Origin of the sequence: Halorubrum sp. GN12_10-3_MGM, from assembly GCF_005435235.1 — an archaeon.
Taxonomy (GTDB): Archaea; Halobacteriota; Halobacteria; order Halobacteriales; family Haloferacaceae; genus Halorubrum; species Halorubrum ezzemoulense.
The window spans coordinates 1-23,687 of record NZ_SGUB01000006.1; the positions used below are offsets into that span (position 1 = coordinate 1).

Here is a 23,687-nt window from a genome sequence, read left to right on the forward strand (position 1 = left end):
GCGCTGGGGGCGGGCGGGCGACCGGGCCCGTCGTCACCCCTTGATGTTACAGACCGGGAACGTGCGGGCGACCTTGTCGCCGATGCCGAGCTCGTCGCTCACGCGGATCACCTCGTCGATGTCCTTGTAGACGCCGGGGGCCTCCTCGGCGATGGTGGCACCGGACTGCGCCTTCACGTAGATCTGTTGGCCGTCTTCGAGGTCGTCCTGTACGTCGCCGCCCCAGAACTCCTGTTTCGCCTGCGTGCGGCTCATCAGCCGCCCCGCGCCGTGGGCGGTCGAGCCGAACGAGACGCCCATCGACTCCTCGCCGCCGCGGAGGACGTACGAGCCCGCGCCCATGCTGCCGGGGATGATGACGGGCTGGCCGACCCCGCGGTACGCCTCGGGCACGTCCCCGTTGCCGGCGGGGAATGCCCGCGTCGCGCCCTTGCGGTGGACGTACAGCTCGCGCTCCGCGCGGTCGACGGCCGCGTCGCCGACGGCCGGGCGCCCCTCGGCGTCGACGCCGACCTCGTGGGTCTCCTTCTTGGCGATGTTGTGCGCCACGTCGTACAGCAGCTCCATCCCGAGGTCCTCGATCGGGCCGGCGCCGAACACCTGGCCGAACGTCTCGCGCGCCTGATGCGTGATCAGCTGGCGGTTCACCCACGCGAAGTTGATACACGCGCCCATCGCGCCGTAGTACTCGTCGGCCAGGTCGGAGCCGGCCGGCGCGGCCGCGAGCTCCTTGTCGGGGAGCTCGGCGAGCAGGTCGTCGTGCTCCTGCTCGATCCGCCGGAGGTAGTCGTTACAGGTCTGGTGGCCCAGCCCGCGGCTCCCGCAGTGGATTAAGACGACGATGCCGTCCGCTTCGAGGCCGTACGCCTCGGCCACGTCCCCGCGGAACACGTCGGTGACGCGCTGGACCTCCAGGAAGTGGTTGCCCGAACCGAGCGACCCCATCTGGTTCCGGCCGCGGTCCATCGCCTTCTGGGAGACGTACTCCGGCCGGGCGTCGGGGCGACGCCCCTCGTCCTCGCAGCGCGCGAGGTCGCTCTCGATCCCGTACCCCTCCTCGACCGCCCACTCGACGCCCCGTTCGAGCGCGCCCTCGATCGCGTCGGCGTCGCCGTCTATCACGCCGCCGCCGCCCAGTCCCGACGGGACGGCCTCGAACAGCGCGTCGACCAGCTCCTCCTCCCGGCCGCGCACGTCGTCGTAGGTGAGATTCGTTCGCACCATTCTGACGCCGCAGTTGATGTCATAGCCGACCGCTCCCGGCGAAATACAGCCGGTTCGGGCGTCGATAGCGCCCACGCCGCCGACCGGGAAGCCGTACCCCTGGTGCCCGTCGGGCATACAGAGCGCGGGCTCGACGATGCCGGGAAGGTGAGTGGCGTTTTTCAACTGCTGGAGCGAGTCGTCATCGCCAATCTCCTCGAGCAGCGACTCGCTGGCGAGGACCCGGGCGGGGACGTTCATGTCGCCCTCGCGGGGGATCTCCCAGACGTGCTCGCGCACTTTCTCCAGTCGGATCCCATCGAACTCGCGCGTTGTCATACCCGGCGTTCGACGCGGGGAGGCAAGGGCGTTGCGTCAGCGGGCGGCGACGCGAGCGAGTCCGTCGAGATCGACGCCCGTCGCCCGACCGCGACCGCCTACTGGTCGAGCGGGTCGATCGGGAGCCAGCCGATCGCGCCCTCGGCGAGCGTGAACGCGGCGAAGACTCGGCCGAGGACGAGCCCGTACAGCAGGTGCGCGACCGCGATGACCGCGCCGAACTCGAAGCTGGCCGTCAGTCCCGGCACCGGGAGCGTCGGCACCGGCAGCGCGGTCGCGCCCTCGATCGCGATCGCGGCCGGCAACAGCAGGCCGCCGGTGAGCACGCCCAGCAGCGCGGAGTGGACGACGCCGAGCGAGAGGCACCCGCCGACATCTCCCCGGAGCTCCGCGAAGAAGGGGCGGTCGAAGACGGCGACGAACAGCGCACCGAACAGCGCGCTGTTGAACAGGTGGACGGCCCACCCGACGAGGACCGTCTCTACCCCGACCAGCGCGCCGATCGTCGGCATGAGCCCGAGACCGAAGTGTAACACGGCGCCCATCGCGGCGCCGGCCACGAGCCCGCCGCTCGCCCCCGCGCGCCACCGCCGCTCCGCCACCGTCGATCCGATCCCGTCGCTCCGCTCTGAGTGTGACATACGTTACCAATGTACTCGATAACTATAATGGTTCCTCACGGCCGGCTCCGAGGCGGGGGGCACGGCCTCACACGTCGAACACGACGTACGCGTACCACTCGTCGCCGCGGCGTTCGAGAGCCATCTCGGAGTAGGTGACGGCCTTGATCTCTCGGGCGGCCACCGCGCCGAGCGGGACGCCGCGCGCGCTGGCCGCGAGCCGCCACTCGCCCGGCTCCGCGGGGTCGTCCTCGCCGTTCCCGTCGTCCGGTTCGGCGACCGTACAGCGGTGATCGGCCGGGAGCACGAGCCGCACGTCGCGCTCGTATATCAGCCGGTCGAGGTAGTCGAACAGCAGCGCCTCGCGGCTCTCGGCGGTGACCGTTAGCTCGAACCGCTCGCCGCCCGTCGCCGGAACGGACTCCGCGCTCGCGGCCGTAAGTCCGTCGGCGACCGCGGCGAACAGCGCCGAAGGGGTCTCGGCGGTCGCCTCGACGGCGACGTCGGCGGTGTGGTCGCGGAGCTCGTAGGTCATCGCTCGTCCACGCTTCGGCCGCCCTCGCGGCTCTCTCCACCGCCCTTTCGACCCTCTCCGCGGCTCTCGTCGCGGGGCTCCTCCGCGTTCTCCGGTCGCCCGTCCGCCGGGAACCGGGCGTCGATGGTCCGCTCCGGCGCGCCGGGGCGGAGGTCATCCGGGTCGACGTCGTCGAGGTCGGCCGCGACCTCCTCAAGCGCGACCCCGCTCGTGACCAGCGCGCGGATCCCCTCGTCGACGGTCAGTTCGACGTCGACGACCCGGCGGTCGGGGACGAAGACGACGTGGCCGCCCATCACCGGGTTCGGGGCCATCGGCATGAACAGCGTTCGCATCCCGTCGCCATCGCCGTCCGCGTGGTCCGCGATGACGTCGGGGGTCTCGCTCGTGACGAACGCGAGCGTGTACGTCCCCTCGGTCGGGAACTCGACGAGGACGACCTCGCGGAAGTTCCCGCCCTCCGAGTCGAGCATCGCGTCGCTCATCTGTCGGAACCCCTGGTAGACGGAGCCGACGCCCGGGACCCGCTCGACCGCGTCGTCGACGTAGTCGACCGCGCGCTCGCCGTACCGCGAGGACTCGACGCCGGCGCCCACGAGGAGGATCGCGGCCACGAACACGACCGGCGTCGCGACCTCGATCGCGGTCTCGCGGGAGACCGCGCCGATCACCGGGAGTCCGGCTCCCGGCGTCACGGCCACGACCGCCGAGGAGAACGCGTCGAGGTAGTCGTACACCGCGTTGAACGCGAACGCGAGCACGGCCAGCGTGATGACGGCGGGGACGATGACGGCGACGCCGGTGAGGAAGGCCCGTCGGAGCAGCTCGACCCCCGACGACTCGTCGGTCATTGATCGCGACCACGCGCGACCGCGACAAAACGTTTCCGTCGAGCGCTCGGCCCGCGCCGGCGTCCGCAGGCGGTCCGGGTACCGACCCGCCTCGGACCCGGCCTTCGATACGGTCCCGACCCGTTGAGAGCGGAGCTACCGCCCGCAACGGTCCCCGCTGGCGGTGGAGTTATATTCCGCCCGCGTGTTAGGTCATCGCAGTGAGCGTCAACGTCGAGAAACGGACCGACCCGCCCGGCGAGTCCGACTACGCGACCGCCGCGTGGGAGCTCAAAGAGCAGATTCGGTCCGCTGAGGGCGTCCTCCGACAGCGACGCGGTTTCTTCGTCGACGCGTACCGCCGGTCGACCGCCCACCTCCTCGTCGAGAACGACCGGCTCGTCGCGTTCGCCTCCGTCCGGCGCGACGGCTACATCCTCTTTCTCGCCGTTCACCCCGATCACCGCGGCCGCGGCCACGCCGAGCGCCTGATCGCCGACGTCGCGGAGAACCACCGGTCCGTCACCTGTCACGCCCGCACGACCAACCGGCAGGCGCTCGGCTTCTACGAGCACCTCGGCTTCGAGGTGATCCGCCGCATCGACGACTACTACGAGGACGGGGGCGACGCCTACTACCTCAAGCTCGGCGGCGAGTCGCTCCGCGAGCGGCTCTCGGGGTTCGTCGGCCGGTAGCTCGCCCCGTCGGTCCGCTCCGCTCGCCCCGGGAGGCCCGCCGAACCGACAGTAATTAGCGCCCGCCGCGAGGAGAGGGCGGCATGTCGCAACCGACTCCCGCGGACCTCGCGGCCCGGGTCCGCGACGGCGACCTCCGCTTCCACGAGCTGGAAGACCACGCCGACGCCGACGCCGCGGCCGCCGCGCGCCGGCTGCTCGTCGCGGAGGCGACCGACGCCGACCTCGACCCGCTCGGCGAGTACGCGTTCGACGCCGCGGCGGTCCACGGCTCGAACATCGAGAACACCCTCGGCGGGGTCCAGGTCCCCGTCGGCGTCGCCGGTCCGGTGACCGTCGACGGCGGCGCGGGGACGGCCGAGCGCTACCTGCCGCTGGCGACCACCGAGGGCGCGCTGGTCGCGTCGATCAACCGCGGCTGCTCCGTCGTCGAGGACGCCGGCGGCGCGACCGCGCGCGTGACGAAGAGCGGGATGACGCGCGCGCCCGTCTTCCAGGTCGCTGGCGTCGCCGAGGCCGAGGCGCTCGTCGCGTGGCTGCGCGACAACGTCCCCGCGCTGCGCGAGGCCGCGGAGTCGACGACGAGCCACGGCGAACTGCTCGACGTGACGCCGTACGTCGTCGGCAACAACGTGTTCTGCCGGTTCCGCTACGACACGAAAGACGCGATGGGGATGAACATGGCAACCATCGCGACCCGAGAGGCCTGCGACGTTATCGAGGCGGAGACGGACGCCTCGCTGGTCGCGCTGTCGGGGAACCTCTGTTCGGACAAGAAGCCGGCCGCGATCAACGCCGTCGAGGGGCGCGGGCGCTCGGTCGTCGCCGACGCGACGGTCCCACGCGAGACCGTCGAGGAGCGCCTCCACACGACCCCGGAGGCGATCGCTGAGATCAACACCCGGAAGAACCTCGTCGGCTCCGCGAAGGCGGGCGCGCTCGGCTTCAACGCCCACGTCGCCAACGCGGTCGCGGCGATGTTCCTCGCCACCGGGCAGGACGAGGCGCAGGTCGTCGAGGGGGCGAACGCGATCACGACCGCCGAGACGACCGCCGACGGCGACCTCTACGTCTCCGTCTCGCTGGCAAGTCTCGAAGTGGGGACGGTCGGCGGCGGGACGAAGCTCCCGACCCAGCAGGCGAGCCTGGAAATCCTCGGCGTCGCCGGCGGCGGCGACCCCGCCGGCAGCAACGCCGACGCGCTCGCGGAGTCGATCGCGGTCTGCGCGCTCGCCGGCGAACTGTCGCTGCTCGCGGCGCTCGGCTCCCGCCACCTCTCGTCGGCGCACGCGGAACTCGGGCGGTAGTCGGGCGCCGCGGCCCGCAGAGCGCCCTCCGCCTCAGTCCGACCAGCGCGGGCAGTCGTCGCGGAGCGCCGCCCGCCCCGCGTCGGTGAGACGGTAGACGGTCTCTCCGGTCACGCGCTCGACGAGCCCTGCGGCCGCGAGCGCCTCCAGCCGCGACTCGACGTGGTCGGCGTACAGTCCCGTGTTGCTCGCGACGAAGGCCGGGTAGTCCGTCCCCACGTCGTCGAGGTACGCCAACAGCCGCTCGTCGGAGCGCGTCAGCGAGGGCGCGTCGAGGCTCTCTCCGCGGCCGTCGCCGTTGCTCTCTCCCGAGCGGCCGACCGGCTGTGCGTCGGGTGCGGTCATCTCACACGTGGTGACGTGTGACATAACAAAGGGCGTACCGGGGGTTCCCACTCGATGAGAGTCGTCAGGGGTCCGGCGGAACGTGTTCGGCCGCTAACCGATCCGTCGGAGCCGGTTCAGTCGTCGGCGTCGGCCGGCGGCGTTCCGACCGCGCCGCCGCCGCGTCCGCCGTCGGACGAGCGGTTCGCGAGCAGTGGAGTCCCGTCGGCGCGGGGGCCGAGACGCGGGCCGTGCGGCCCGTCGTCGGGGTCGATCCGGCGCCGGGTCCGGTAGTCGGTCGAGCGCTCGACCGGGGTCCGGCCGATCGCCGTGATCATCTCGACGTAGTCGTCGAACGAGCGGTACTCGCCGTACTCGCCGCCCGCGCGGCTGGTGATCTCCTCCGAGAGGATGGTGCCCATGAAGTCGTCCGCGCCGCAGTTGAGGAGTTTGAGCCCGTGGGCGTCGCCCGACTTCACCCACGACGCCTGGACGTGATCGACGTTGTCTAAGAAGAGCCGCGCGACCGCGACCACGAGCTCGTCCTCGGCGTGCGAGGGGCCGGAGTCGACGACGCCGCGCCGGTAGAGCGGGGTGTTCTGGTGGATGAAGGAGAGCGGAACGAACTCCGTGATCGCGCCCGTCCGGTCTTGGAGGTCCCGGATCACCTTCAGGTGTTGCGCGCGGTGCGCGACCGTCTCGACGTGGCCGTACATCATCGTCGAGGTGACGTCGAGGCCGGCGGCGGCCGCGCCCTCCATCGCCGCCACCCAGTCGTCGGTGCGGATCTTCCCCGGACAGATCACGTCGCGGACCTCGTCGACGAGGATCTCGGCGGCGGTGCCCGGTGCGGAGTCGAGCCCGGCGGCCGCCAGCTCGCGGTACACAGACTCGTACTCCCAATCGGTGCCCCGAGAGGCGTGATACGCTTCCTCTGGGGTCATCGAGTGGAGGTGGACGCCGCCGACCGACATCGCGTCCAACTGCTCGACGTAGGTGCCCGGGTCGGTCGCGTACCGCTCGGGCGGCTTGTAGTTCACCTCGCTCGCGGGGTCGTCGTGCGCGGCGAGGATCTCGTGATGTTCCTCGTTCAGCGCGAACGCGGGGTGGAGCCCCGAGACGGAGCATACCTCGTAGATCCCCATGTCGAGGGCGTCTTCGACGACCGCGCGCGACTCGGCGGGCGGCTTGGTGAACCCCGCGTGCTCGACGTCGCTGTCTGCCTCGAACGCGTGCGCGGAGTCCTTGAAGTTACAGAACAGGCAGCCGGTGTTACACGCGGTGGTGACGTTGTTGTTCAGGTTGGCGACGAAGGTGACCTCGTCGCCCACCTCCTCGCGCCGGCGCCGGTCGGCGGCCTCTAACACCGCCTCCTTGCGGACGGGGTCGATCCCGGCCGCCCCCGTGCCGGTGGCGAGCAGTTCGGTGGCGTCGTCGACCGTCAGCCGAGCGCCGTCGCGGGCCTTCGCGAGCGCGTTCTCGAACGACTGGTCGGTCGCGGGCGCGGCGAAGTCGAACTCCTCCGCGCCGCTCACGGTCCCGCCCTCTCCGCCTCCGCTCGATCCGCTCGCGCCGGAACTGCCCCCCGAACTCATCCCCTAACGTTCCCGGTTCCACCGTGATAAACGGGAGGGTCGCGACAGCCGATGCGTCCCCGGCGGGTCGTTCGGACGCGTCGGCTACCGCCGAGCGAAGGGGTGACACGAGCGGCACAGACTGTCCGCGTTCGCACCGAATCGCCGTACCCTGACGCTCCGAGCGGAACGCGACCGGTCACGGAAGCCAACCTTTTATCCGCTGGACGCTAACCACACGTTAATGGACTCCGCGGTACTGCTCGATCTCCTCGGCAACGAGAACCGGCGGCGCATCCTCCGGCTTCTCGCCACCAAGCCGTGTTACGTCACGGAGATCTCGGAGTACCTGGACGTGAGCCCGAAGGCGGTGATCGACCACCTGCGGAAGCTGGAGGAGGCCGGGCTCGTCGAGTCGACGACGGACGACCAGCGGCGGAAGTACTTCCGGATCGCGCGCAGCCTCCGGCTGGAGGTGAGCGTCTCGCCGTACGGCTTCGGTGCGAAGAGCGCGTACCCGGCGAAGAACAGCCTCGACATGTCCGGTCGCTGTCCGCACCTCTCGATCGAGGGCCCCGACGGGTCGGGCACGACCGGCGACCTCGCGGAGCTCGCGGAGGAGTTCACCCGCCTCCAAGACCTCGACCGGGAGCTCTCGCTCGCCCAGCGGTGGGTCCAGGGCCGCGTCGAGGACACGCTCGCCGAGATCGACGAGCGGCTCGGCGGGCAGGCCGACAGCCGCTTCTTCGCGACCGTCATCGCCGCGGTGGTCGAGACCGACGGCACGCCCGCGGCGGTCGCCGACGAGGTCGGCGCGCGCGAGTCGACGGTCGCGGACGCCCTGCGGCGGCTCTCCGACGTGGGCGTGGTCGCCCGCGACGCAGACGGGTACCGGGTCCGCTGACGGCCCCCTCCCGTCGACCGGATCCGGCGACCGCGACCGTTTCCGGAACCTTTTGGCTCGCCGCCCGGAGACGACGACCGTGAGCCGTCTCAGAAACCTCTCGCTGTTCCTCGTCCTCGCCGCCGCGTGGGGCTCCGCGTTCGTCGCGATCAACGCGGGATTGGCGTACTTCCCGCCCGTGCTGTTCGCGGCGTTCCGGTTCGACGTCGCCGGCGTCGTCATGCTCGCGTACGCGGCGTACGCGGTCGACGACCCGGTCCCGCGCGGCCGGGACCAGTGGCTCGAGGTCGTCTCCGGCGCCGTGTTCATCATCGCCGCCTACCACGCCTTCCTGTTCGTCGGGGAGAGCGACCCGGCGGTGACGAGCGCCGTCGCGGCCGTTATCGTCAGCCTCTCGCCGGTGTTGACCACGGTGTTCGCCCGCGCCCTCCTGCCGGCGGAGCGGCTGACCGCGGTCGGCGCGCTCGGCCTCGGGATCGGCCTCGCCGGGGCGGTCGTCCTCGCGAACCCCGACCCCGCCAACCTGACCGGCGGCGGCACCGTCGCGAAGCTGCTCGTGCTGCTCGCGGCGACCTCGTTCGCGCTCGGCTCCGTCCTCTCGCGGGCCTCGGAGGCCGACATCGCCATCGAGACGATGGAGGCGTGGTCGATGCTCCTCGGCGCGGGGCTCACCCATCTGCTCGCGCTCGCGCTCGGCGAGTCGGTCGCCGACGCGACCTGGACGACGGAGTCGCTGCTCGCCTTGGGTTACCTCTCGGTCGTCGCCAGCGGGATCGGCTTCCTCATCTACTTCGACCTGCTCGACCGGCTCGGCCCGATCGAGATCAACCTCGTCTCCTACGTCGCGCCGGTGTTCGCGGCCGCCGTCGGCTGGCTCGTCCTCGACGAGGGGATCACCCCGACGACGGTCGCGGGCTTCCTCACCATCTGTGTCGGCTTCGCGCTGGTGAAACGCGACGCGATCCGCGAGGAGCTGCGGGCGGTCGGCGTCGCGGGCTGAGTCGGGACCCCGACGGCCCCACCGACCGCCCGACAGCCGACCCCGCCGCAACCGTCTTGTCGGCGGGGCGACGACTTCCGGACCGTGAGCGCCGAACAGATCGACCCCCAGGCGGAGCGCGTCGCCGCCCGACAGTCGCGGGTCCCGCTCCCGCACGGTCGCTACCGGCTGAAGCTCCTCCGTCGCCTGACCGACCCGCTGATGCGGATCCGGAACCGCGACCCGCCGAGCGTGGGCGCAACCGAGTCGCTGACCCTTCCCGGACCCGAAGACGACGACGCGCGGCGCGCCCTCGGCGACCGGGCGACGGTCGGCGACCTCGACGCGCGGCTCTACCTCCCCGCCGCCGAGCCCCCCTACCCGACGGTCGTCTTCTTCCACGGCGGGGGGTTCGTCCTCGGCAGCGTCGAGACCCACGACTGGCTCTGTCGGCACCTGACCCGGGAGAGCGGGTGCGCCGTCCTCTCGGTCGAGTACCGGCTCGCGCCTGAACACCCCTTCCCGGCCGCGGTCGCGGACGCGTACGCCGCCGTCGAGCGGGCCGCGGACGCGACCGAGCGGCTCCGCGGGACCGGCGACCTCGCGGTCGCGGGCGACTCCGCCGGCGGCACCCTCGCCGCGGTGACCGCCCTCATGGCCGCCGAGCGGGACGGCCCCGACATCGCCCGACAGGCGCTCCTGTACCCGGGGATCGGCGTCGACCCCGACCAGGAGTCGATGCGGGAACACGCCGGGACCGTCCTCTCCCGGGCGGACATCGAGTGGTTCTCGGCGGCCTACTACCGGAGCGACATCCACCGTCGGAACCCGTACGCCGACCCGATCAACGCCGGCGACCTCTCCGGCGTCGCGCCCGCGACGGTCGTCACAGCGGGCTTCGACCCGCTCCGGGACGGCGGGAGGGCGTACGCGGAGCAGCTCGTCGCCGACGGCGTGGCGACCCGATACGAGAACTACCCCGCGATGGTCCACGGGTTCATGACGATGCCGGAGGTCGACCGGGCGCGCGACGCGATCGCGAGCGTCGGCGGCGACCTCGCCGACGCCTTCGGCGACTGACGGCGTTCGACGACCGACGGCGGTCGGTGCCCGTGACAACCCGTCGCAGGGCGCCGGTGGAATTTATTCGGCGGGCGACGACGCTCACGACGTGTTCCCCGAGACCATCGAGACGGACCGGCTTCGGCTGGAGGTGCGGAGTCCCGAACACGTCGACCTCGACGAGTGCTATCGGATCTGCTCGTCCGATCCCGGCATCGACGAGGTGACCGAGTTCGTCACGTGGGACCCCCACGAGACGAAGAAGGAGACGCTAGAGTTCCTCGAACGCGGGCGCGAGCGCTTCGAGGACGCCGAGGCGGCGACGTACGTGATCTACCCCCGCGAGGGGGAGGACGGTGCGGGCGAGATAGCCGGCTTCGGCGGCTTCGGGGTCGACTGGGAAAAGCGGACTGCGACGCTCGGCACGTGGCTCCGCAAGCGGTTCTGGGGCCGCGGCTACTCCGGCGAGCGCGCCGCCGCGCTCGCCGAGGTCGCGTTCGCGGACCTCGACCTGGATGTCGTCGCCGTGGGCCACCACCCCGACAACGAGAAGTCGCGGCGCGCGATCGAACGGTACGTCGACCGCCTCGGCGGGCGACGCGAGGGGCGGCTCCGCAACGAGCTGGTCTACGCGGACGGCACCGTCCACGACGAGGTCCGGTACACGATCTCGCAGTCGGAGTGGCGCAAGGCGACGACCTGATCCGACGGTGTCCGCCGATAGACGCACTCCTGCGGCCGTCGACGCGATCGTTTCGCGTCCCGATCCGACCCAACAAACACTTACGCCCGCCGAAACGATACCGGGCGCATGTCTTCGACAACCAGCGGCGGATCGAGCGCGACAGGGGCGGAAAGGAGCCTCGGCCGCGGCGCGGTCGTCGGGGCGGTCGCGGGCGCGGTGTCGTACGTCCTCGGCTACCTGGTCGTCTACGTCACGCAGAGCGGCCGGGTCGAGGAGGGGCTCTCCGGGATCAACTTCTTCGCCGACCTGTTCGGCGGCGACACCATCTCGGTGTGGCGCGGCGTCGGCTGGGTGTTCTACAACGCGCACTTCGTGGACGTGAACGTGCCCTCGCTGATCGGCGCCGCCCGCTCGGTGAACTTCGTCGCGCAGAGCGACGCCGGGCTGACGTTCCTGTACGCCGTGCCGCCGCTGCTGCTCGTCGTCGCCGGGGTCGGGATAGCGCGCGCGGCCGGCGCGGCGACGCCGGTCGACGGCGCGCAGTCCGGCGCGCTCGCCGTCGTCGGCTACCTCCCGCTCGCGGTGATCGGCGCCTTCCTGTTCCGGTACGCCGTCGGTGACGGCGGCAGCGTCGCCCCGACGCTCGTCACGGCGGCGCTGCTCGCGGGGCTCGTCTATCCGGTCGTCTTCGGCGCGGTCGGCGGGGCCGCGGCCGGCGCCACGGCCGAGTGACTGGTGGATCAGTGAGCGACGGGCCGAGTGACCGGGAGAGCGGCGACGGGCGCGCCGGGTCGGCGCCTCAGTACGCCTCGTCCTCGGGGTCGAACCGGTCGCCGTACTCGCGGACGGGGTCGACCGGCTGCCCCCCGTCGGTCTCGGGCGCGACGTAGTCGATGAACGACTCGACGTCCGGCTCGCGGACGCGCACCTCGACGTCGATCTCACCGAGTTCGTCCGGATCGCCGACCGCGAAGTTGACGACGCCTTCGAGCGCCGCCTGCTTCTTCAACGAGAAGGCGAACCCGTCGTCGGTGCGGTTCTGTCGGAAGACGCGGCGGGCGGTGTCGAGGATCTCCTGCTCGTGGAGCACGTCGGAGAACGCGTCGAGGCTGTGCGTCTCGGAGACGAGCCGCCCGTCCTCGTGGACCGGCTCCGCGTCCGGGAAGACGTTCTCGACCGCGTCGGCGACCCGGTCGGTCACCTCCGTGTCGTGGACCGGCACCTCGATCCGAACGTCGACGCTGTAGATCACGCGCCGTCACCCCCGGCCTCGGCCGCCTCGGCGGCGTCGCCGTCCGAGCGGTCCGCGCCCTCACCGTCGACGCCCAGCACTTCGCGGACGCGCTCGCGGAACGCCGCGAGGCTGTCGGTGTTGTCGATCTCGACGTCGGCGCGCTCCAACGTCTCGGCGAGTCCGAGGTCGATCTCGCGGGCGTCGCGCCTGCGGAGCGACGCCAGGTCCGAGTCGGAGTCGTCGCGGCCGCGCTCGCCCAGCCGCTCGGCGCGGAGCTCGAAGGGCGCGCGGATCGCGACGAGCGTGAAGTCGTCGCCGAACGCCTCGCGGAAGCGTTCGAGCTCGACGGTCGAGCGGAGACCGTCGACGACGACGGTCTCGCCGCGCTCGCTCTTGGCCGCCGCCTCCCGGATGCGCGGGAGCGTCCGAGCGGCGATGGCGTCGTCGCCCTCCTCCTCGCGGAGCGTGCCGGCCATCCGGCCGTGGTGTTGCGCCGGGTCGAGCCCGCGGCGGCGACACTCGGCGCGGACCACGTCGCCCATGACGACGACGGGGATGCCAGCCGCCTCGGCCACGTTTGCCGCCTCCCCCTTCCCGCTGCCGGGGAGGCCGACGGTTCCGATGACGTTCATTACCGGTCGCTACTCCGCTCGCGGACTTAGGTCTGCTGTTGGCCGGTGCTGAGCGACCCGCCGCGAACCGCGGGCGTTTTTTAGACGCGGCGGATCAGAGTCGAGTGAGGGCACGTAGCTCAGCCAGGATAGAGCGTCGGACTTCTAATCCGATGGCCGTGGGTTCGAATCCCACCGTGCTCGCTTCGAACCCGTCGGTTCTCGGGTCGTCTGTCAAACACCCGAATTTGGGGTCGATCGCGTCTCTGCGATCGGATCGTTAAATCGTCCGAGACGCTGCGGTTCGGGTCCCGTTCCGCAGATTAACGGGTCCCTCGCACGCATCCGACTTTCACTGGACGCGGCGCCGAGATCGCCTACCCGTGTTGCGGTTCTCCGTGGACCGTCGACCGGAACCGGCTCGGCGGGACCCTCGTTCGGCAGGATCCGAAATCGACCGTCGACCGCGACGGAAACGATACCGAGCCCGGCGGTGTCGACACGACGTCTCTCGAACCACCGATACGGAGCAGTATCGAGCACGCTCGCCCCCGCCACGACCCGGACGGCATCGCCCGCAACCTCGCCAAAGCGGAATCACGGACCTCGGCGTCCTCGATCGATCCCTCGTCGTCGAAGACTGTTGGTGGAACAGGTAGCTGCGGCCTCAGAATGACCTGCGCCTGTACACCACCCCCGGTCAGCGGTGGCCGGCACACCTTGCGCGTGAACCCCGGTCTCATTCCGTCTGGACACAGAGAATCTATCTGGCACCGGATTCTAGCCCGCCGTGAACTCAAAGAAGGCGAATGGATGCGGTCGAGGGGTCGATTTCGACCTCACCGCCGATCGGAATGGGACACGTCGGGTACGTGTGTCCGAACTCGCAATTGAAGACAACGGGAGCGTTCGGATTGTACGTCTCGAACGCGTCACTAATCGCCTCGCGCTGGCGCTCCCGATACTCCGCCCGCCACTCTCGCGGATTCTCTTCGATGTGTGAGCGAGCGGCGGGGCGTCCGACAAGCACACCGTCGAATCGTTCGAGAAGGCCGCGCTCGCCGAGTGCGCGAAGGTTCGCACCGACGACGGCCGGGTCAGGGACCAATTCGCTCGTCTCTAGCGCGAGGACAGTACCGGTCAGCGCGTCGGGGTCGGGCAGGTACCGATCGGCGAGGAACTGTTCGACGAGGACTGCGTAGCAACCGCCCCAGATCCGACCCGAGACCGCCTCTTCACCGCCGCGCCAGATCCGGCCGTCGGATTGTTCGATCTCGCGAGTAGTCTCGACCGACTCCGGATCTTCCCAGTCCCCGGCCTCGTCAGTGAACACCTCTGCTTCGGTCCAGTCGCCGATCGAGTCCTCGAAGAGCGCACGCCGCAGGTACTCCTCCGTGTAATCGAACATCTCTCCGTCCATCGCGTATTCGAGCAGCGTCGATCCGCCGTAGTACGAGACGATCCCCTGGTTCCAGAGGAACAGGGCCAGGTTCGTGTTGTCTGAGTACCCGTAGAACCGGGTCGGGTGTTCACGGAGTACGTCTCCGTCGAGATACGGGAGGATCGTGATCTGGTCGTGGCCTCCGATGTTTGCGATCACGGCTGAGACGTCCGGGTCGCGGAATGCGTTCATAACCTCCTCGGCGCGTGCCTCCGGATTGTCCGCAAGCCACTCCGGGTCGGCGGTCGCGGTCGGATACTCCACCGGATCGAGGTCGAAAACGTCGCGCATTCGCTCGAGACCGAGTTCGTAGACGAACCGCGCAGATTCGGGTGCGTTCGACGCCGGCGCGACGACCGCGACCCGATCGCCGGGTTCGACAGGGGGCGGAGTGAGGAACTCAGACACGACTGGGATCTACGAAGGACGTCATATATCTTTTATTCACCCGTGTGCCGCAGTATCAGGAATAATCGGGAGACTGGCACGAGACGCACGAGTGGACGCCCGATACCCGCTTCTCACTGCGCGAATTAAGCGTCGAGACGGTCTCCGTCCAGATTCACACGGCAGATCGCCCCGCAGAACACGGGAGAGTACAACGCTTGCGTTCTGCGTTCGGCACGCGCTCAGCGGACTCTCAGCGGGAGAGGGTTCAATTGCGCCGTGATAACGAGTCCAACGTCTCGTGAGCTACCCCTTCCGAGAGCCATACGCCCAAGTGCTCGCTCACCGCAGTGACACACGTGTACCGACGAGACCTCAGAGACACCGACTACGACGGGCTACTCGCCGACATGGCCGTCGCAGACCGCGTTGTCCAAGCCGCGGTCGGACCCGACGGGCGGATCGCGTACGCGAAGAACCGCGAGCTGACCACCGACGTCTGGCTGGCGACCGACGGCGAGGACCGCCGGCTCACGAGCCGGGGGGCGTCGGCCATGCGCTACGGGCGCACCGACGCGCGGTGGCTCGACTGGAGCCCCGACGGCGACCGGATCGCCTTCGTCACCGGCGACGCCGAGCTGGCGACCGTCGACGCCGACACCGGCGCGGTCGAGGTGCTGACCGACTTGGAGGGCGGCATCTCCGGCCTCGCGTGGGGCGAGCCCGGGATCGCGATCGTCACCGACGCCTTCTCGCGGGCGAGCCTCGCGGTCGTCTCCCCCGACGGCGACCGGATCGAGGCGATCGCGACCGGCGAGTACCTCTACGCCGACCCGCACTGGCAGGGCGACAGTGTCGTCGCGACGCGGTCGGCACACGCCGACCTGTTCGACTACGAGGCCGCGCTCGTCCGCGTCCCGTTCGGTGGCGACGGCAGTGGGGCCGTCACCGAACTGTTCGCCGAACCGGGCGTCCGGCCGGCCTGTCCGCGCCCGCGACCCGGCGACGACGAGGCGGTCGCGTTCGTCCACGACGGCAGCGGATACGACGCGGTGTACGGCGTCGGCGGCGACGAACCCGCGGCCGACGGGAGCGACTCGCCGACGCCGATCTACGGCGTCCCGGAGACCGAGATCGCGGCGCCCGAGTGGAACGACGCGGGCGACAGGCTCGCCGTGACCGCCACCGCGGGCGGCCGGACGCACGTCCACGCGGTCGACGTCGACGGCGCGCTCGCGGACGCCGGTCCCGGGACGGGCGCCGACCCCGACGCGGCCGCCGACGCGACCGCCCTCGCGACCGGCGACGCGATCCACGGCGCACCGCGGTGGGACGGCGACCGCGTGCTGTCGGTCCGGGAGACGCCGACCGAGCCGCCGACCGCGGTCGACGCGGCGACCGGCGAGCGACGCACGCCGACGGCGACGGCGGGGCTGTCGGACCGGCTTCCGGCCCCGGAGGCGTTCACCTACGACTCCGACGGGACCGGGGTCAACGCGGTGGTCCACCCGCCCGCGTCGGCCGCCGAGCCGGACTCCGTCCCGCTCCTCGTGAAGCCGCACGGCGGTCCGACCGCCTTCGACGGCTTCGGTTTCGACCACCGGGCGGCGTACTTCGCGGCGCTCGGCTACGCGGTCGTCCGCCCCAACTACCGCGGCTCCGACGGGTTCGGTCGGGCGTTCCGCATGGCGAACGACGGCGACTGGGGCGGCGGCGACCTCGACGACGTGATCCGCGCCGCGGACGCGACGGCGGCGCGCTACGACGCCGTCGACGGCGACCGCGTCGGGATATTCGGCGGCTCCGGCGGCGGGCTGATGACCGTGAACGCGCTCGGCAACAGCGACCGGTTCCGCGCCGGCGCCGCCTTCTACGGCGTGTACGACTACGAGTCGTTCGTCGACGACACCGACGACGTGGGGTGGCAACTACTCAAGCGCGAGCTGGGCGACTTCGTCGCCGACCTCGACGCCTACCGCGACGCGAGCCCGATCCGGACTGTCCCCGACATCGACGACCCGCTCATGGTGCTCCACGGCGAGGAGGACGCCCGCGTCCCGATCAGCCAGTCGGAGCAGCTCGTCGCCGAGCTGGAGAAACACGACGCCCGCCACGAGCTCCGCCGGTACGAGGGCGAGCCGCACGGGTTCGGCGAACTGGACCACGTCCTCGACGCGTACACCCGTGTGGCGGACCTGTTCGCGAAGTACCTGCGTCGGCTCCCGGACGACGGGAGCAGTCGGCCGTACGAGCCGCCGGAGTAGGCCCCGACCGGCGCGCCGACCGTCGGCGATCGCGGCGCGCTCCGAACGTCGGCGATCGCGGCGCGCTCCGCGCCCATCGGCCCAGGCCTCAGTCCGCCGCTGGCGGCGTCCCGAGGTACTTCTCGTTGAGTTCGTACTCGCCGTCGTCGCCCTCGACGAGGTACTCGCCGTAGTAAGGAACCCGATTGGCCACCACCTCCTCGAACGTCTCCGCGATCTCCTCGCGGGTCATCTCGCCCATCGAGCGGAGGTCGTCGTTGCGGTTGAGACACCCCTTCAGGTACCCCTCGTGGGTGACGCGGACGCGGCCGCAGTTGGCGCAAAAGTCCTCGTTCTCGACGGGGTCGACGATCTCGACCATGCCGCCCGTCTCGTCGTCGCTCGCCTCGCCGACGAAGTAGCGCTTCCGGTCGTGCATCTCGCGGTGTTCGACGCGGTCCGCCTTCTCGGCGAGCCAGTCGTGGACGCGCCCGATGTCGACGTTCCACTCCGGCTTGCCGGTCAGCTCCGGCATGTACTGGATGAGCTGGAGCTGGAGCCCCTCGTTGTCGGCGACGTGCTCGACCATCTCCTCGACGTAGCCCGCGGTGTGCGTGAACACGACCATGTTGAGCTTCACGGGGTCGAGTCCGGCCTCGACCGCCGCCTTCACGCCTTCGAGGACCTGCTCGTAGGCGCCGGACTTCGTCACCTCGGCGAAGTCGTCCGGGTCGAGCGCGTCCTGCGAGACGTTGACGCGGTCGAGGCCGGCGGCCTTCAGGTCCGCGGCGCGCCCGGGGAGGAACGTGCCGTTCGTCGTCATCGACACCTCCATCGAATCTGGCGTGCGCTCGATGATCTCCTCCAGGTCCTGCCGGAGCATCGGCTCGCCGCCGGTGAACTTCACGGCGTCGACGCCGTATCCCTCGACGACCTCGAGGAACCGGACCACGTCGTCGGCGCTCATCTCCGCGTCGCTCGGCTCCATCGGCCCGCGCGTATCGCCTAACCCCTCGTTGTGACAGTAGACGCAGTCGAAGTTACACCGGTCGGTAAGCGAGATCCGCACCCCCGTCACCTCCCGTCCGAAGTCGTCCGCGAGTGGGCCGGCCATGGAAGACAGGAACGACCACGCGCGCTTAAATATCCGGGTCGTTCGTGCGGATAGGTAACGTTTGCCGGTTACGTCCAAGCCGACGTGCGGCCGACCGACGGTTACGTCGAGACCGGTGAGCGGCCGACCGACGGTTGCGGTCCGAGTCCGCGCGGCGGTCACAGCGACACGCGCAGTCCGTCGGCCGCGGCCCGTACCTCGCCGTCGAACCCCGCCTCGCGGACGCTTTCCGTCATCTCGCGCTCGCGGCCGCCGGTGTGCGGGTAGAGGTGCGAGAGCAGGAGCGTCCCGACCTCGACGTCCGCCAGCGACTCGCCGAGGCTCGTTGGCGTCGGGTGATTCGACACGTCGACGTCATCTGGGAACGAGCAGTCGTGGACGAGGCAGTCGGCGCCGTCCGCGAACCGCGCCATGCCCGCGAACGCCTCGGTGTCTCCGGAGAGCGCGAGCGGGCCGTCAGCGGGCGTGGCGTCCGAACTCGGCGGCGAGAAGCGGTAGGCGAACCCGTCCATCGAGTGGCGCGTCTCCCGGGCCGTCACGTCGAACCCGCCGGCGGCGAACGGGCGCGCGCTCGACACCTCGCGGACGGCGAGGTCGATCCGGCCGTCGAGGTAGTCGTGAACGCCGAGCAGGCCGTCGACGAGCGACTTCGTGCCCGCGGGCCCGACGACTTCGAGGTGTTCCTCGCCGGCGAGCCAGCGGGCCTTCAGGAGCGGCAACAGCGCCGCGACGTGGTCGAGGTGGTGGTGGGTTAGGAGGACCGTCGAGACGCCTTCGTAGCCCGTGTCGGTCCCCGCGAGCCGCTGGAGGACGCCGCTGCCGCAGTCGACGAGCAGCGATCGGTCGCCGTCGTCGAGGAGGTAGCCGGCCTGCGCGCGGTCCGGGACCGGCATCGCGCTGCCGGACCCGAGCACGGTGAGTTCCATGCCGACGGGTCGCGGCCCCACCCACCTAATTGGCTCGGCCGCGCGGCGGTCGACCGTGGTCGGCTCCGGTCCGATCGGACTCGCTCCGAGGGGCGGGTCACTTGATGAGGAACACCGGAACCGACGCGTCGTCGGCGACGCGGTCTGAGACGCTCCCGAGCGACCGAATCCGCTCGCGCGGCGACTTCCCCTCCGGGCTCATCACGATCACGTCGATGCCGGCCTCGTCGGCGTACCCGACGATCTCCGTGTCGGGCGTCCCGTGCGCGACGTGCGTCTCGGCGTCCAGCCCGGCCTCGGCGGCCGCGTCGGCGACCGCCGCGACGGCGGCCTCGCCCTGCGATTCGAGGTCCTCGACGACCTCGTCGTGGAGGTCGCCCGAGTTGGCGGCCGCGATCCGCCGGTCGACGACGTACAGCGCGTGGAGCGTCGCGTCGTGGTCCGTCGCGAGCCGGACCGCGTGTTCGAGCGCGCGGTCGACCGCCTCGCTCCCGTCGGTCGGAACCAGTATCTCGTCGTACATGCGTCGTCGTTCGCCCGGCCGAGGCTTAACCGTGGGGCCTCGGGGCCGGACCCTGGGAGCGCCGCGCCCGTGCTAACCGCCGGGCGCGAAGCGCGCTACTCGCCGCGCCAGCGGCCGCCGATCTCCTCGCGCCGCATGCTGTTCGCCTCGCCGTCGCGGAAGACGCTGACGCGGCCGGTCTCCTCGCTCAGCGTCACCGTCGCCACGACCTCCGGGCGGACCGAGGTCTCGATGGCGCTCATGTGCCGCGACCCCATCCACGGCTCGTAGCTCACGTCGTCGACGAGATCGGTCTCCTCGTCGCGGGTGCCCAGGTCGCGGAAGCGGACCATCTGGGCCTCGATCTCGCCGTCGACCGCGACGACGACGCCGCCGTCCTGCGCGACGCTCACCGACTCCGCCGCCGTCGCGAGCGCGCCCCCGTCGAAGACGGATGGGGCGGTGTCGCGGGGCCAGCGGTTGTCCCCCATCGGGTCGGCGTACGCCCCGTAGTCGCTGTCGCCGATGACGGCGAAGTACAGTCCCGGCCCCTTCACGTGCGGTTCCTCCCACCCGTCGAAGGAGACGCTGACGTGTTCGGCGCAGTACATCAGCCGGTCGACGACTTCGCACACGCGCTCGTGGTCGCCGTAGTCGATGGCGAGGTCGCTCATCGCCGTCGGTCCTCCCGGTTCGGTCGCCCGCCGCGATTGCCGCCGTCGGTCACGGTCGAGCAAACGAGTCCCCGGTATATAAGAGCCACCGAGTGGGGCGGCGTCGCACGGCCGCCGCGCTCGCCCCGGGCGCTCGCTATCGCCGCCACTCCGTGAACAGTCGCGTGTCGAACCGGTCGGCGCGGACGAGGCCGACGCCGAACGCGGCCGCGACCGCCGCGGGCAGGAGGTTCCCGAACCAGACGTTGATCCCGCCCCAGAGGATCACGAAGCTCACCATGTCGTCGAGCATGAACTCGCAGTCGCGCAGCCGGTCGCGGATCCCGACCGCCGCGAAGGCGCGGTCGAGCGTGACGACGGCGACAATCGCCGACAGCACCCACCCGGCGTAGTTCGAGAGGGGCACGCCGTAGAACGGTCCGCCGCCGAAGTTCCAGAAGCCGAGCGACACTGCGCCGGGGTCCAACACGACGTCCATCGCGACGACGACCGGGATCACCGTTGCCAGTCGAACCCACACGCTGTCGGCACGCGGGCCGAGCAGCAGCAGACACAGCAGGTAGGCGTTCATTACGAGCGGGATGAAGAAGACGGGAAGCGCGACCGGGACCCCGCCGAGCATCGGTCCGAGGTCGACCGTGTACGCGAACTCCCCGTACGGCCACCCGGTGGCGACGCCGACCGACTCGATGAGGTACGTGTACGCCATTAGGACGCCGATCCAGCCGAGCGCGCGGCGGTCGATCGTCGGCAGCACGCCGACGACCAGCGGCGAGCGCATCACGATCACGCCGAACAGCACGAACCACGGGTGGAACGCGAACGGCTCGGGCACCCACCCCTCGGCGCTGCCGACGAGCGCGATCGCCCCGACGAGCGGGAAGACGACCGCGATGGTGAAGCGGTTCTCACGGACGAGCCGGTCCAGCAGCGCCTCGGCCTCGTTGCGCGTGTCCGGCGCGCGCTCGCGGAGCGCGTCGAGCCGAGAGCCGGTCGTCGCGGCGGCGGTCGTCCCGGCCGATCCCGCCCGGTCGCCGTCGCTCACGGTAGCGCCTCCCAGAGCGGGTACACCCGCCAGAGGCCGCCCATCGACAGCAGCGTGCCGACGACGGTGTTCAGCGCCGGGAACCACCAGTACGCGCGGTCGACCGAGACCGACGAGCGCGCGACCCACGCGACGAACAGCGGGTACACGCCGAGCAGGGCGCCCAGCCGCGGGTCGACGAGCCAGAACGCGGCGGCCGCGGCGGTCCACACCCCGAAGCAGTAGGCGTACGTGCGCGCCTCGCCGAGGACGGTCGCGGTCGTGTCGATCCCCGCCGCGCGGTCCGGCTCGATGTCCGGGATCGCGGAGAACGTGTGCATCCCCATCGTCCAGAGCCACGCGCCCGCGAGCGCCGCGAGCGGCGGGTGCGCGCCCGCAACCGTCGCGTACGCCGCCGCGCCGGGGAGGACGTACAACCCGTTCGACAGCGAGTCGAGGAACGGCGTCGTCTTGAACCGGGCCGGCGGCGCGCTGTAGCCGACCGCCAGGGCGAGGAAGCCGAGCAGGTACGGCCACGCGACCCGCGGGGTGATCGCGAGCGTCGCGAGCCCCAGCGCGCCGGACGCGACGACGGCGACCGAGACGAACCGGCTCCCTCGCCAGCGCGCCTCGCGGCCCTCCTTCTTCGGATTCAGCTCGTCGATGTCGGCGTCGAACACGTCGTTGACGCCGTAGAGGAAGACGTTGGCCGGCACGAGGAAGTACGCCGCGAGCGCGACCGTGACGGGCGTGAACAGCCCGCTCACGTCGCCGATCCCGTAGGTGACGCCGACGGCGACCGGCCCGGCGAGGTAGAGCCAGAACCGCGGCCGCGACAGCACCAGCAGGTACCGGAGCCCCTCGCCGCCGCTTCTCGCGGGCCGGTCCCCGCCCTCGGCGGTGGCTCGCTCGCCGTCGGTCGCCGGTCGATTCTGGTCGCTCACGGCGGAGATCACACGTCGTCGCCGGCCATCGCTTCCGCGGTCAGCCCCCCGCTGATGAGACACATCGGGACGCCGATACCGGGCGTCGTCGTCGATCCGGTGAAGTACAGCCCGTCGACCGCGTCCGAGGTATGCCCGGGCCGGAGCAGCGAGGTCTGCGTGAGCGTGTGCGCCAGCCCCAGCGCGCTGCCCGCGTAGCTGTTGTACCGGTCCGCGAAGTCGTCGACCGAGAACGTCTCCTCGACGACGACCCGGCCGCGGAGGTCGGTCCCGGTGTTCTCCGCGATGTCGTCGATCACGAGGTCGCGGTACCGGTTGCGGATCTCGGGGGTGTCACGGATCCCGGGCGCGATCGGGACGAGCGCGAAGAGGTTGCTGTGGCCCTCCGGCGCCACCGTGTCGTCGGTCTTCGAGGGGACGCAGAGGTAGTAGGCGGGGTCGTCGGGCCACTCGGGATCGTCGAATATCTGTTCGAAGTGTTCGTCCCAGTCAGTCGGGAGGACGAGCGTGTGGTGTTCGAGGTTCGGCACGTCGCCCTCGACGCCGAGGTACAGTAGGAACGCGGAGGGCGCGTACGTCCGCGACTCCCAGTACTCCTCGGTGTACTGCCGCTTGCGCTCGGGCAGCAGTTCCTGTTCGGTGTGCGCGTAGTCGGCGTCGGAGACGACGCGGTCGGCGAGGTAGCGCTCGCCGTTCTCGGTGTCGACCGCGAACGCGCCGTACCGCCCCTCGATCCCCGTCACCTCGGCGTCGGTGACGAAGTCGACGCCGAGGTCTTCGGCGAGTTCGACGATGCCGTCGACGACCGCGCCGATCCCGCCGTCGGGGTAGTAGACGCCCATGTTGTAGTCGACGTGGCTCATCAGGTTGTACAGCGCCGGCGTGTTCGTCGGCGAGCCGCCGAGGAACACGAGCGTGTACTGCATCAGCTGCTGGAGCTTCGGGTGGTCGAAGTAGTCCTCGACGTGCCCCTGCATCTTACCGAGCAGCGAGAGCCCCCACGAGTAGCGCATCACGTCGGTGTCCACGTAATCGCGCAGCCGCGGGCGGTCCTCGTACACGAAGTGTTCCATCCCGATCTCGTAGGTCCGCTTGGACTCCTCGAGGTACGCGTCGAACGCCTCGCCCGCGCCCGGCTCGTACGACTCGAAGATCTCCCGGTTCGCATCGCGGTCCGGCAGCACGTCGACCTGATCTCCGTCCTTCCAGAACACGCGGTAGTGTGGGTCGAGCCGCTCCAGCTCGTAGAACTCGTCCGGCGACCGCCCGAAGTGCCCGAAGAAGCGCTCGAAGACGTCGGGCATCAGGTACCACGACGGCCCCATGTCGAACTGGAAGCCGTCGACTTCGAGCCGGCTGGCGCGGCCGCCGAGCTGTTCGTTCTTTTCCAACAGCGTGACGTCCGCGCCGGCGTCCGCGAGGTAACAGGCCGTCGAGAGTCCGCCGAATCCGCCGCCGATAACGACGACGGACTCGCCGGCAACGCCGTCGATGTCCGGGACCACGTCCATACGCGATCCTAGGGACGGC

At 70.7% G+C, this 23,687-nt stretch carries 24 protein-coding genes and 1 tRNA gene; 9 read left to right on the top strand and 16 right to left on the bottom strand.

Annotation, left to right across the window (positions count from 1 at the left end):
• Positions 1-33 precede the first annotated feature (33 nt).
• The 4 genes from EXE47_RS06135 to EXE47_RS06150 form a co-directional block, all read right to left on the bottom strand.
• Positions 34-1,542 carry an RtcB family protein gene (locus tag EXE47_RS06135; RefSeq protein WP_089308577.1) on the bottom strand — a complete coding sequence of 503 codons (1,509 nt, stop codon included), beginning with the start codon at positions 1,540-1,542 and terminating at the stop codon, positions 34-36.
• A gap of 98 nt (positions 1,543-1,640) precedes the next feature.
• The gene (locus EXE47_RS06140) at positions 1,641-2,183 is read right to left on the bottom strand and encodes a hypothetical protein (RefSeq protein ID WP_049930911.1); all 543 of its coding nucleotides are present in this window, start codon (positions 2,181-2,183) and stop codon (positions 1,641-1,643) included.
• Between the two features lie 67 nt (positions 2,184-2,250).
• Positions 2,251-2,697 carry an archease gene (locus EXE47_RS06145; protein ID WP_049930913.1) on the bottom strand — a complete coding sequence of 149 codons (447 nt, stop codon included), beginning with the start codon at positions 2,695-2,697 and terminating at the stop codon, positions 2,251-2,253.
• A complete protein-coding gene (locus EXE47_RS06150) occupies positions 2,694-3,548 on the bottom strand; it encodes a DUF502 domain-containing protein (RefSeq protein ID WP_089308576.1) in 855 nt (284 codons plus the stop codon). The genes EXE47_RS06145 and EXE47_RS06150 overlap by 4 nt, the downstream gene beginning before the upstream one ends.
• A 200-nt stretch (positions 3,549-3,748) precedes the next feature.
• Here EXE47_RS06150 and EXE47_RS06155 point away from each other — a divergent pair, with 200 nt between their 5' ends.
• Together EXE47_RS06155 and hmgA are read left to right on the top strand one after the other, a co-directional pair.
• Positions 3,749-4,222, top strand: a complete 474-nt coding sequence (locus EXE47_RS06155) for a GNAT family N-acetyltransferase (protein WP_086216885.1) — start codon at positions 3,749-3,751, stop codon at positions 4,220-4,222.
• Positions 4,223-4,305: 83 nt separating this feature from the next.
• Entirely contained in the window at positions 4,306-5,529 is a 1,224-nt protein-coding gene (hmgA, locus tag EXE47_RS06160) for a hydroxymethylglutaryl-CoA reductase (NADPH) (RefSeq protein WP_049930916.1), read from the top strand.
• Between the two features lie 33 nt (positions 5,530-5,562).
• On the opposite strand, the gene EXE47_RS06165 is transcribed toward hmgA, so the two are convergent.
• Both EXE47_RS06165 and cofH read right to left on the bottom strand, forming a co-directional pair.
• Positions 5,563-5,874, bottom strand: coding sequence for a DUF2250 domain-containing protein (locus EXE47_RS06165; RefSeq protein WP_089308575.1), 312 nt, complete (start codon positions 5,872-5,874; stop codon positions 5,563-5,565).
• Between the two features lie 116 nt (positions 5,875-5,990).
• On the bottom strand, positions 5,991-7,448 hold the full coding sequence (gene cofH / locus EXE47_RS06170) for a 7,8-didemethyl-8-hydroxy-5-deazariboflavin synthase subunit CofH (protein ID WP_049930920.1): 1,458 nt from the start codon (positions 7,446-7,448) through the stop codon (positions 5,991-5,993).
• Between the two features lie 223 nt (positions 7,449-7,671).
• On the opposite strand from cofH, the gene EXE47_RS06175 reads away from it, so the two are divergent.
• The 5 genes from EXE47_RS06175 to EXE47_RS06195 all read left to right on the top strand — a co-directional run bounded on the left by EXE47_RS06175 (position 7,672) and on the right by EXE47_RS06195 (position 11,789).
• The gene (locus tag EXE47_RS06175) at positions 7,672-8,331 is read left to right on the top strand and encodes an ArsR family transcriptional regulator (RefSeq protein ID WP_049930922.1); all 660 of its coding nucleotides are present in this window, start codon (positions 7,672-7,674) and stop codon (positions 8,329-8,331) included.
• 79 nt (positions 8,332-8,410) lie between these two features.
• Positions 8,411-9,331 carry a DMT family transporter gene (locus EXE47_RS06180; RefSeq protein ID WP_049930924.1) on the top strand — a complete coding sequence of 307 codons (921 nt, stop codon included), beginning with the start codon at positions 8,411-8,413 and terminating at the stop codon, positions 9,329-9,331.
• 84 nt (positions 9,332-9,415) lie between these two features.
• Positions 9,416-10,390: an alpha/beta hydrolase gene (locus EXE47_RS06185; protein WP_089308574.1), complete on the top strand. Its 975-nt coding sequence runs from the start codon at positions 9,416-9,418 to the stop codon at positions 10,388-10,390.
• A 91-nt stretch (positions 10,391-10,481) separates the two neighbouring features.
• A complete protein-coding gene (locus EXE47_RS06190; protein ID WP_089308573.1) occupies positions 10,482-11,075 on the top strand; it encodes a GNAT family N-acetyltransferase in 594 nt (197 codons plus the stop codon).
• A 108-nt stretch (positions 11,076-11,183) separates the two neighbouring features.
• Entirely contained in the window at positions 11,184-11,789 is a 606-nt protein-coding gene (locus tag EXE47_RS06195) for a hypothetical protein (protein WP_049930929.1), read from the top strand.
• Between the two features lie 67 nt (positions 11,790-11,856).
• On the opposite strand, the gene EXE47_RS06200 is transcribed toward EXE47_RS06195, so the two are convergent.
• Together EXE47_RS06200 and EXE47_RS06205 are read right to left on the bottom strand one after the other, a co-directional pair.
• On the bottom strand, positions 11,857-12,309 hold the full coding sequence (locus EXE47_RS06200; protein WP_049930931.1) for an RNA-binding domain-containing protein: 453 nt from the start codon (positions 12,307-12,309) through the stop codon (positions 11,857-11,859).
• A complete protein-coding gene (locus EXE47_RS06205; RefSeq protein ID WP_089308572.1) occupies positions 12,306-12,923 on the bottom strand; it encodes an AAA family ATPase in 618 nt (205 codons plus the stop codon). The genes EXE47_RS06200 and EXE47_RS06205 overlap by 4 nt, the downstream gene beginning before the upstream one ends.
• A 108-nt stretch (positions 12,924-13,031) precedes the next feature.
• Between EXE47_RS06205 and EXE47_RS06210 the strand changes: the two genes are divergently transcribed.
• Positions 13,032-13,106: transfer RNA gene (locus EXE47_RS06210), tRNA-Arg, on the top strand.
• Positions 13,107-13,698: 592 nt separating this feature from the next.
• Here EXE47_RS06210 and EXE47_RS06215 read toward each other — a convergent pair.
• A complete protein-coding gene (locus EXE47_RS06215; RefSeq protein ID WP_049930934.1) occupies positions 13,699-14,751 on the bottom strand; it encodes a S66 peptidase family protein in 1,053 nt (350 codons plus the stop codon).
• Positions 14,752-15,089: 338 nt separating this feature from the next.
• Between EXE47_RS06215 and EXE47_RS06220 the strand changes: the two genes are divergently transcribed.
• On the top strand, positions 15,090-16,994 hold the full coding sequence (locus tag EXE47_RS06220; protein WP_137703865.1) for a prolyl oligopeptidase family serine peptidase: 1,905 nt from the start codon (positions 15,090-15,092) through the stop codon (positions 16,992-16,994).
• Between the two features lie 88 nt (positions 16,995-17,082).
• Here the strand turns inward: EXE47_RS06220 and moaA are convergent, their stop codons facing one another.
• The 7 genes from moaA to EXE47_RS06255 all read right to left on the bottom strand — a co-directional run bounded on the left by moaA (position 17,083) and on the right by EXE47_RS06255 (position 23,668).
• On the bottom strand, positions 17,083-18,087 hold the full coding sequence (moaA, locus tag EXE47_RS06225) for a GTP 3',8-cyclase MoaA (RefSeq protein WP_089308570.1): 1,005 nt from the start codon (positions 18,085-18,087) through the stop codon (positions 17,083-17,085).
• Between the two features lie 158 nt (positions 18,088-18,245).
• Positions 18,246-19,013 (bottom strand): MBL fold metallo-hydrolase, encoded by a 768-nt coding sequence (locus EXE47_RS06230; protein WP_089308569.1) that lies wholly within the window; start codon positions 19,011-19,013, stop codon positions 18,246-18,248.
• Positions 19,014-19,110: 97 nt separating this feature from the next.
• A complete protein-coding gene (locus EXE47_RS06235) occupies positions 19,111-19,536 on the bottom strand; it encodes a universal stress protein (protein WP_049930942.1) in 426 nt (141 codons plus the stop codon).
• A gap of 95 nt (positions 19,537-19,631) precedes the next feature.
• Complete coding sequence (locus EXE47_RS06240) at positions 19,632-20,189, bottom strand: diadenylate cyclase (protein ID WP_049931055.1); 558 nt, start codon at positions 20,187-20,189, stop codon at positions 19,632-19,634.
• 136 nt (positions 20,190-20,325) lie between these two features.
• The gene (cruF, locus tag EXE47_RS06245; RefSeq protein WP_049930944.1) at positions 20,326-21,234 is read right to left on the bottom strand and encodes a bisanhydrobacterioruberin hydratase; all 909 of its coding nucleotides are present in this window, start codon (positions 21,232-21,234) and stop codon (positions 20,326-20,328) included.
• A complete protein-coding gene (locus tag EXE47_RS06250) occupies positions 21,231-22,169 on the bottom strand; it encodes a prenyltransferase (protein WP_049930946.1) in 939 nt (312 codons plus the stop codon). The genes cruF and EXE47_RS06250 overlap by 4 nt, the downstream gene beginning before the upstream one ends.
• Positions 22,166-23,668, bottom strand: a complete 1,503-nt coding sequence (locus EXE47_RS06255; protein WP_086216931.1) for an NAD(P)/FAD-dependent oxidoreductase — start codon at positions 23,666-23,668, stop codon at positions 22,166-22,168. Before EXE47_RS06255 ends, EXE47_RS06250 begins: the two co-directional genes overlap by 4 nt.
• Positions 23,669-23,687 lie beyond the last annotated feature (19 nt).

Bases quoted from the DNA above. Each gene is read 5' to 3' on its own strand.
- moaA (WP_089308570.1), bottom strand. From the start codon at position 18,087: ATGGCCGGCCCACTCGCGGACGACTTCGGACGGGAGGTGACGGGGGTG.
- cofH (WP_049930920.1), bottom strand. From the start codon at position 7,448: ATGAGTTCGGGGGGCAGTTCCGGCGCGAGCGGATCGAGCGGAGGCGGA.
- EXE47_RS06145 (WP_049930913.1), bottom strand. From the start codon at position 2,697: ATGACCTACGAGCTCCGCGACCACACCGCCGACGTCGCCGTCGAGGCG.
- EXE47_RS06240 (WP_049931055.1), bottom strand. From the start codon at position 20,189: ATGAGCGACCTCGCCATCGACTACGGCGACCACGAGCGCGTGTGCGAA.
- EXE47_RS06135 (WP_089308577.1), bottom strand. From the start codon at position 1,542: ATGACAACGCGCGAGTTCGATGGGATCCGACTGGAGAAAGTGCGCGAG.
- EXE47_RS06205 (WP_089308572.1), bottom strand. From the start codon at position 12,923: ATGAACGTCATCGGAACCGTCGGCCTCCCCGGCAGCGGGAAGGGGGAG.
- EXE47_RS06255 (WP_086216931.1), bottom strand. From the start codon at position 23,668: ATGGACGTGGTCCCGGACATCGACGGCGTTGCCGGCGAGTCCGTCGTC.
- EXE47_RS06175 (WP_049930922.1), top strand. From the start codon at position 7,672: ATGGACTCCGCGGTACTGCTCGATCTCCTCGGCAACGAGAACCGGCGG.
- EXE47_RS06140 (WP_049930911.1), bottom strand. From the start codon at position 2,183: ATGTCACACTCAGAGCGGAGCGACGGGATCGGATCGACGGTGGCGGAG.
- EXE47_RS06195 (WP_049930929.1), top strand. From the start codon at position 11,184: ATGTCTTCGACAACCAGCGGCGGATCGAGCGCGACAGGGGCGGAAAGG.
- EXE47_RS06165 (WP_089308575.1), bottom strand. From the start codon at position 5,874: ATGACCGCACCCGACGCACAGCCGGTCGGCCGCTCGGGAGAGAGCAAC.
- hmgA (WP_049930916.1), top strand. From the start codon at position 4,306: ATGTCGCAACCGACTCCCGCGGACCTCGCGGCCCGGGTCCGCGACGGC.
- EXE47_RS06235 (WP_049930942.1), bottom strand. From the start codon at position 19,536: ATGTACGACGAGATACTGGTTCCGACCGACGGGAGCGAGGCGGTCGAC.
- EXE47_RS06230 (WP_089308569.1), bottom strand. From the start codon at position 19,013: ATGGAACTCACCGTGCTCGGGTCCGGCAGCGCGATGCCGGTCCCGGAC.
- EXE47_RS06150 (WP_089308576.1), bottom strand. From the start codon at position 3,548: ATGACCGACGAGTCGTCGGGGGTCGAGCTGCTCCGACGGGCCTTCCTC.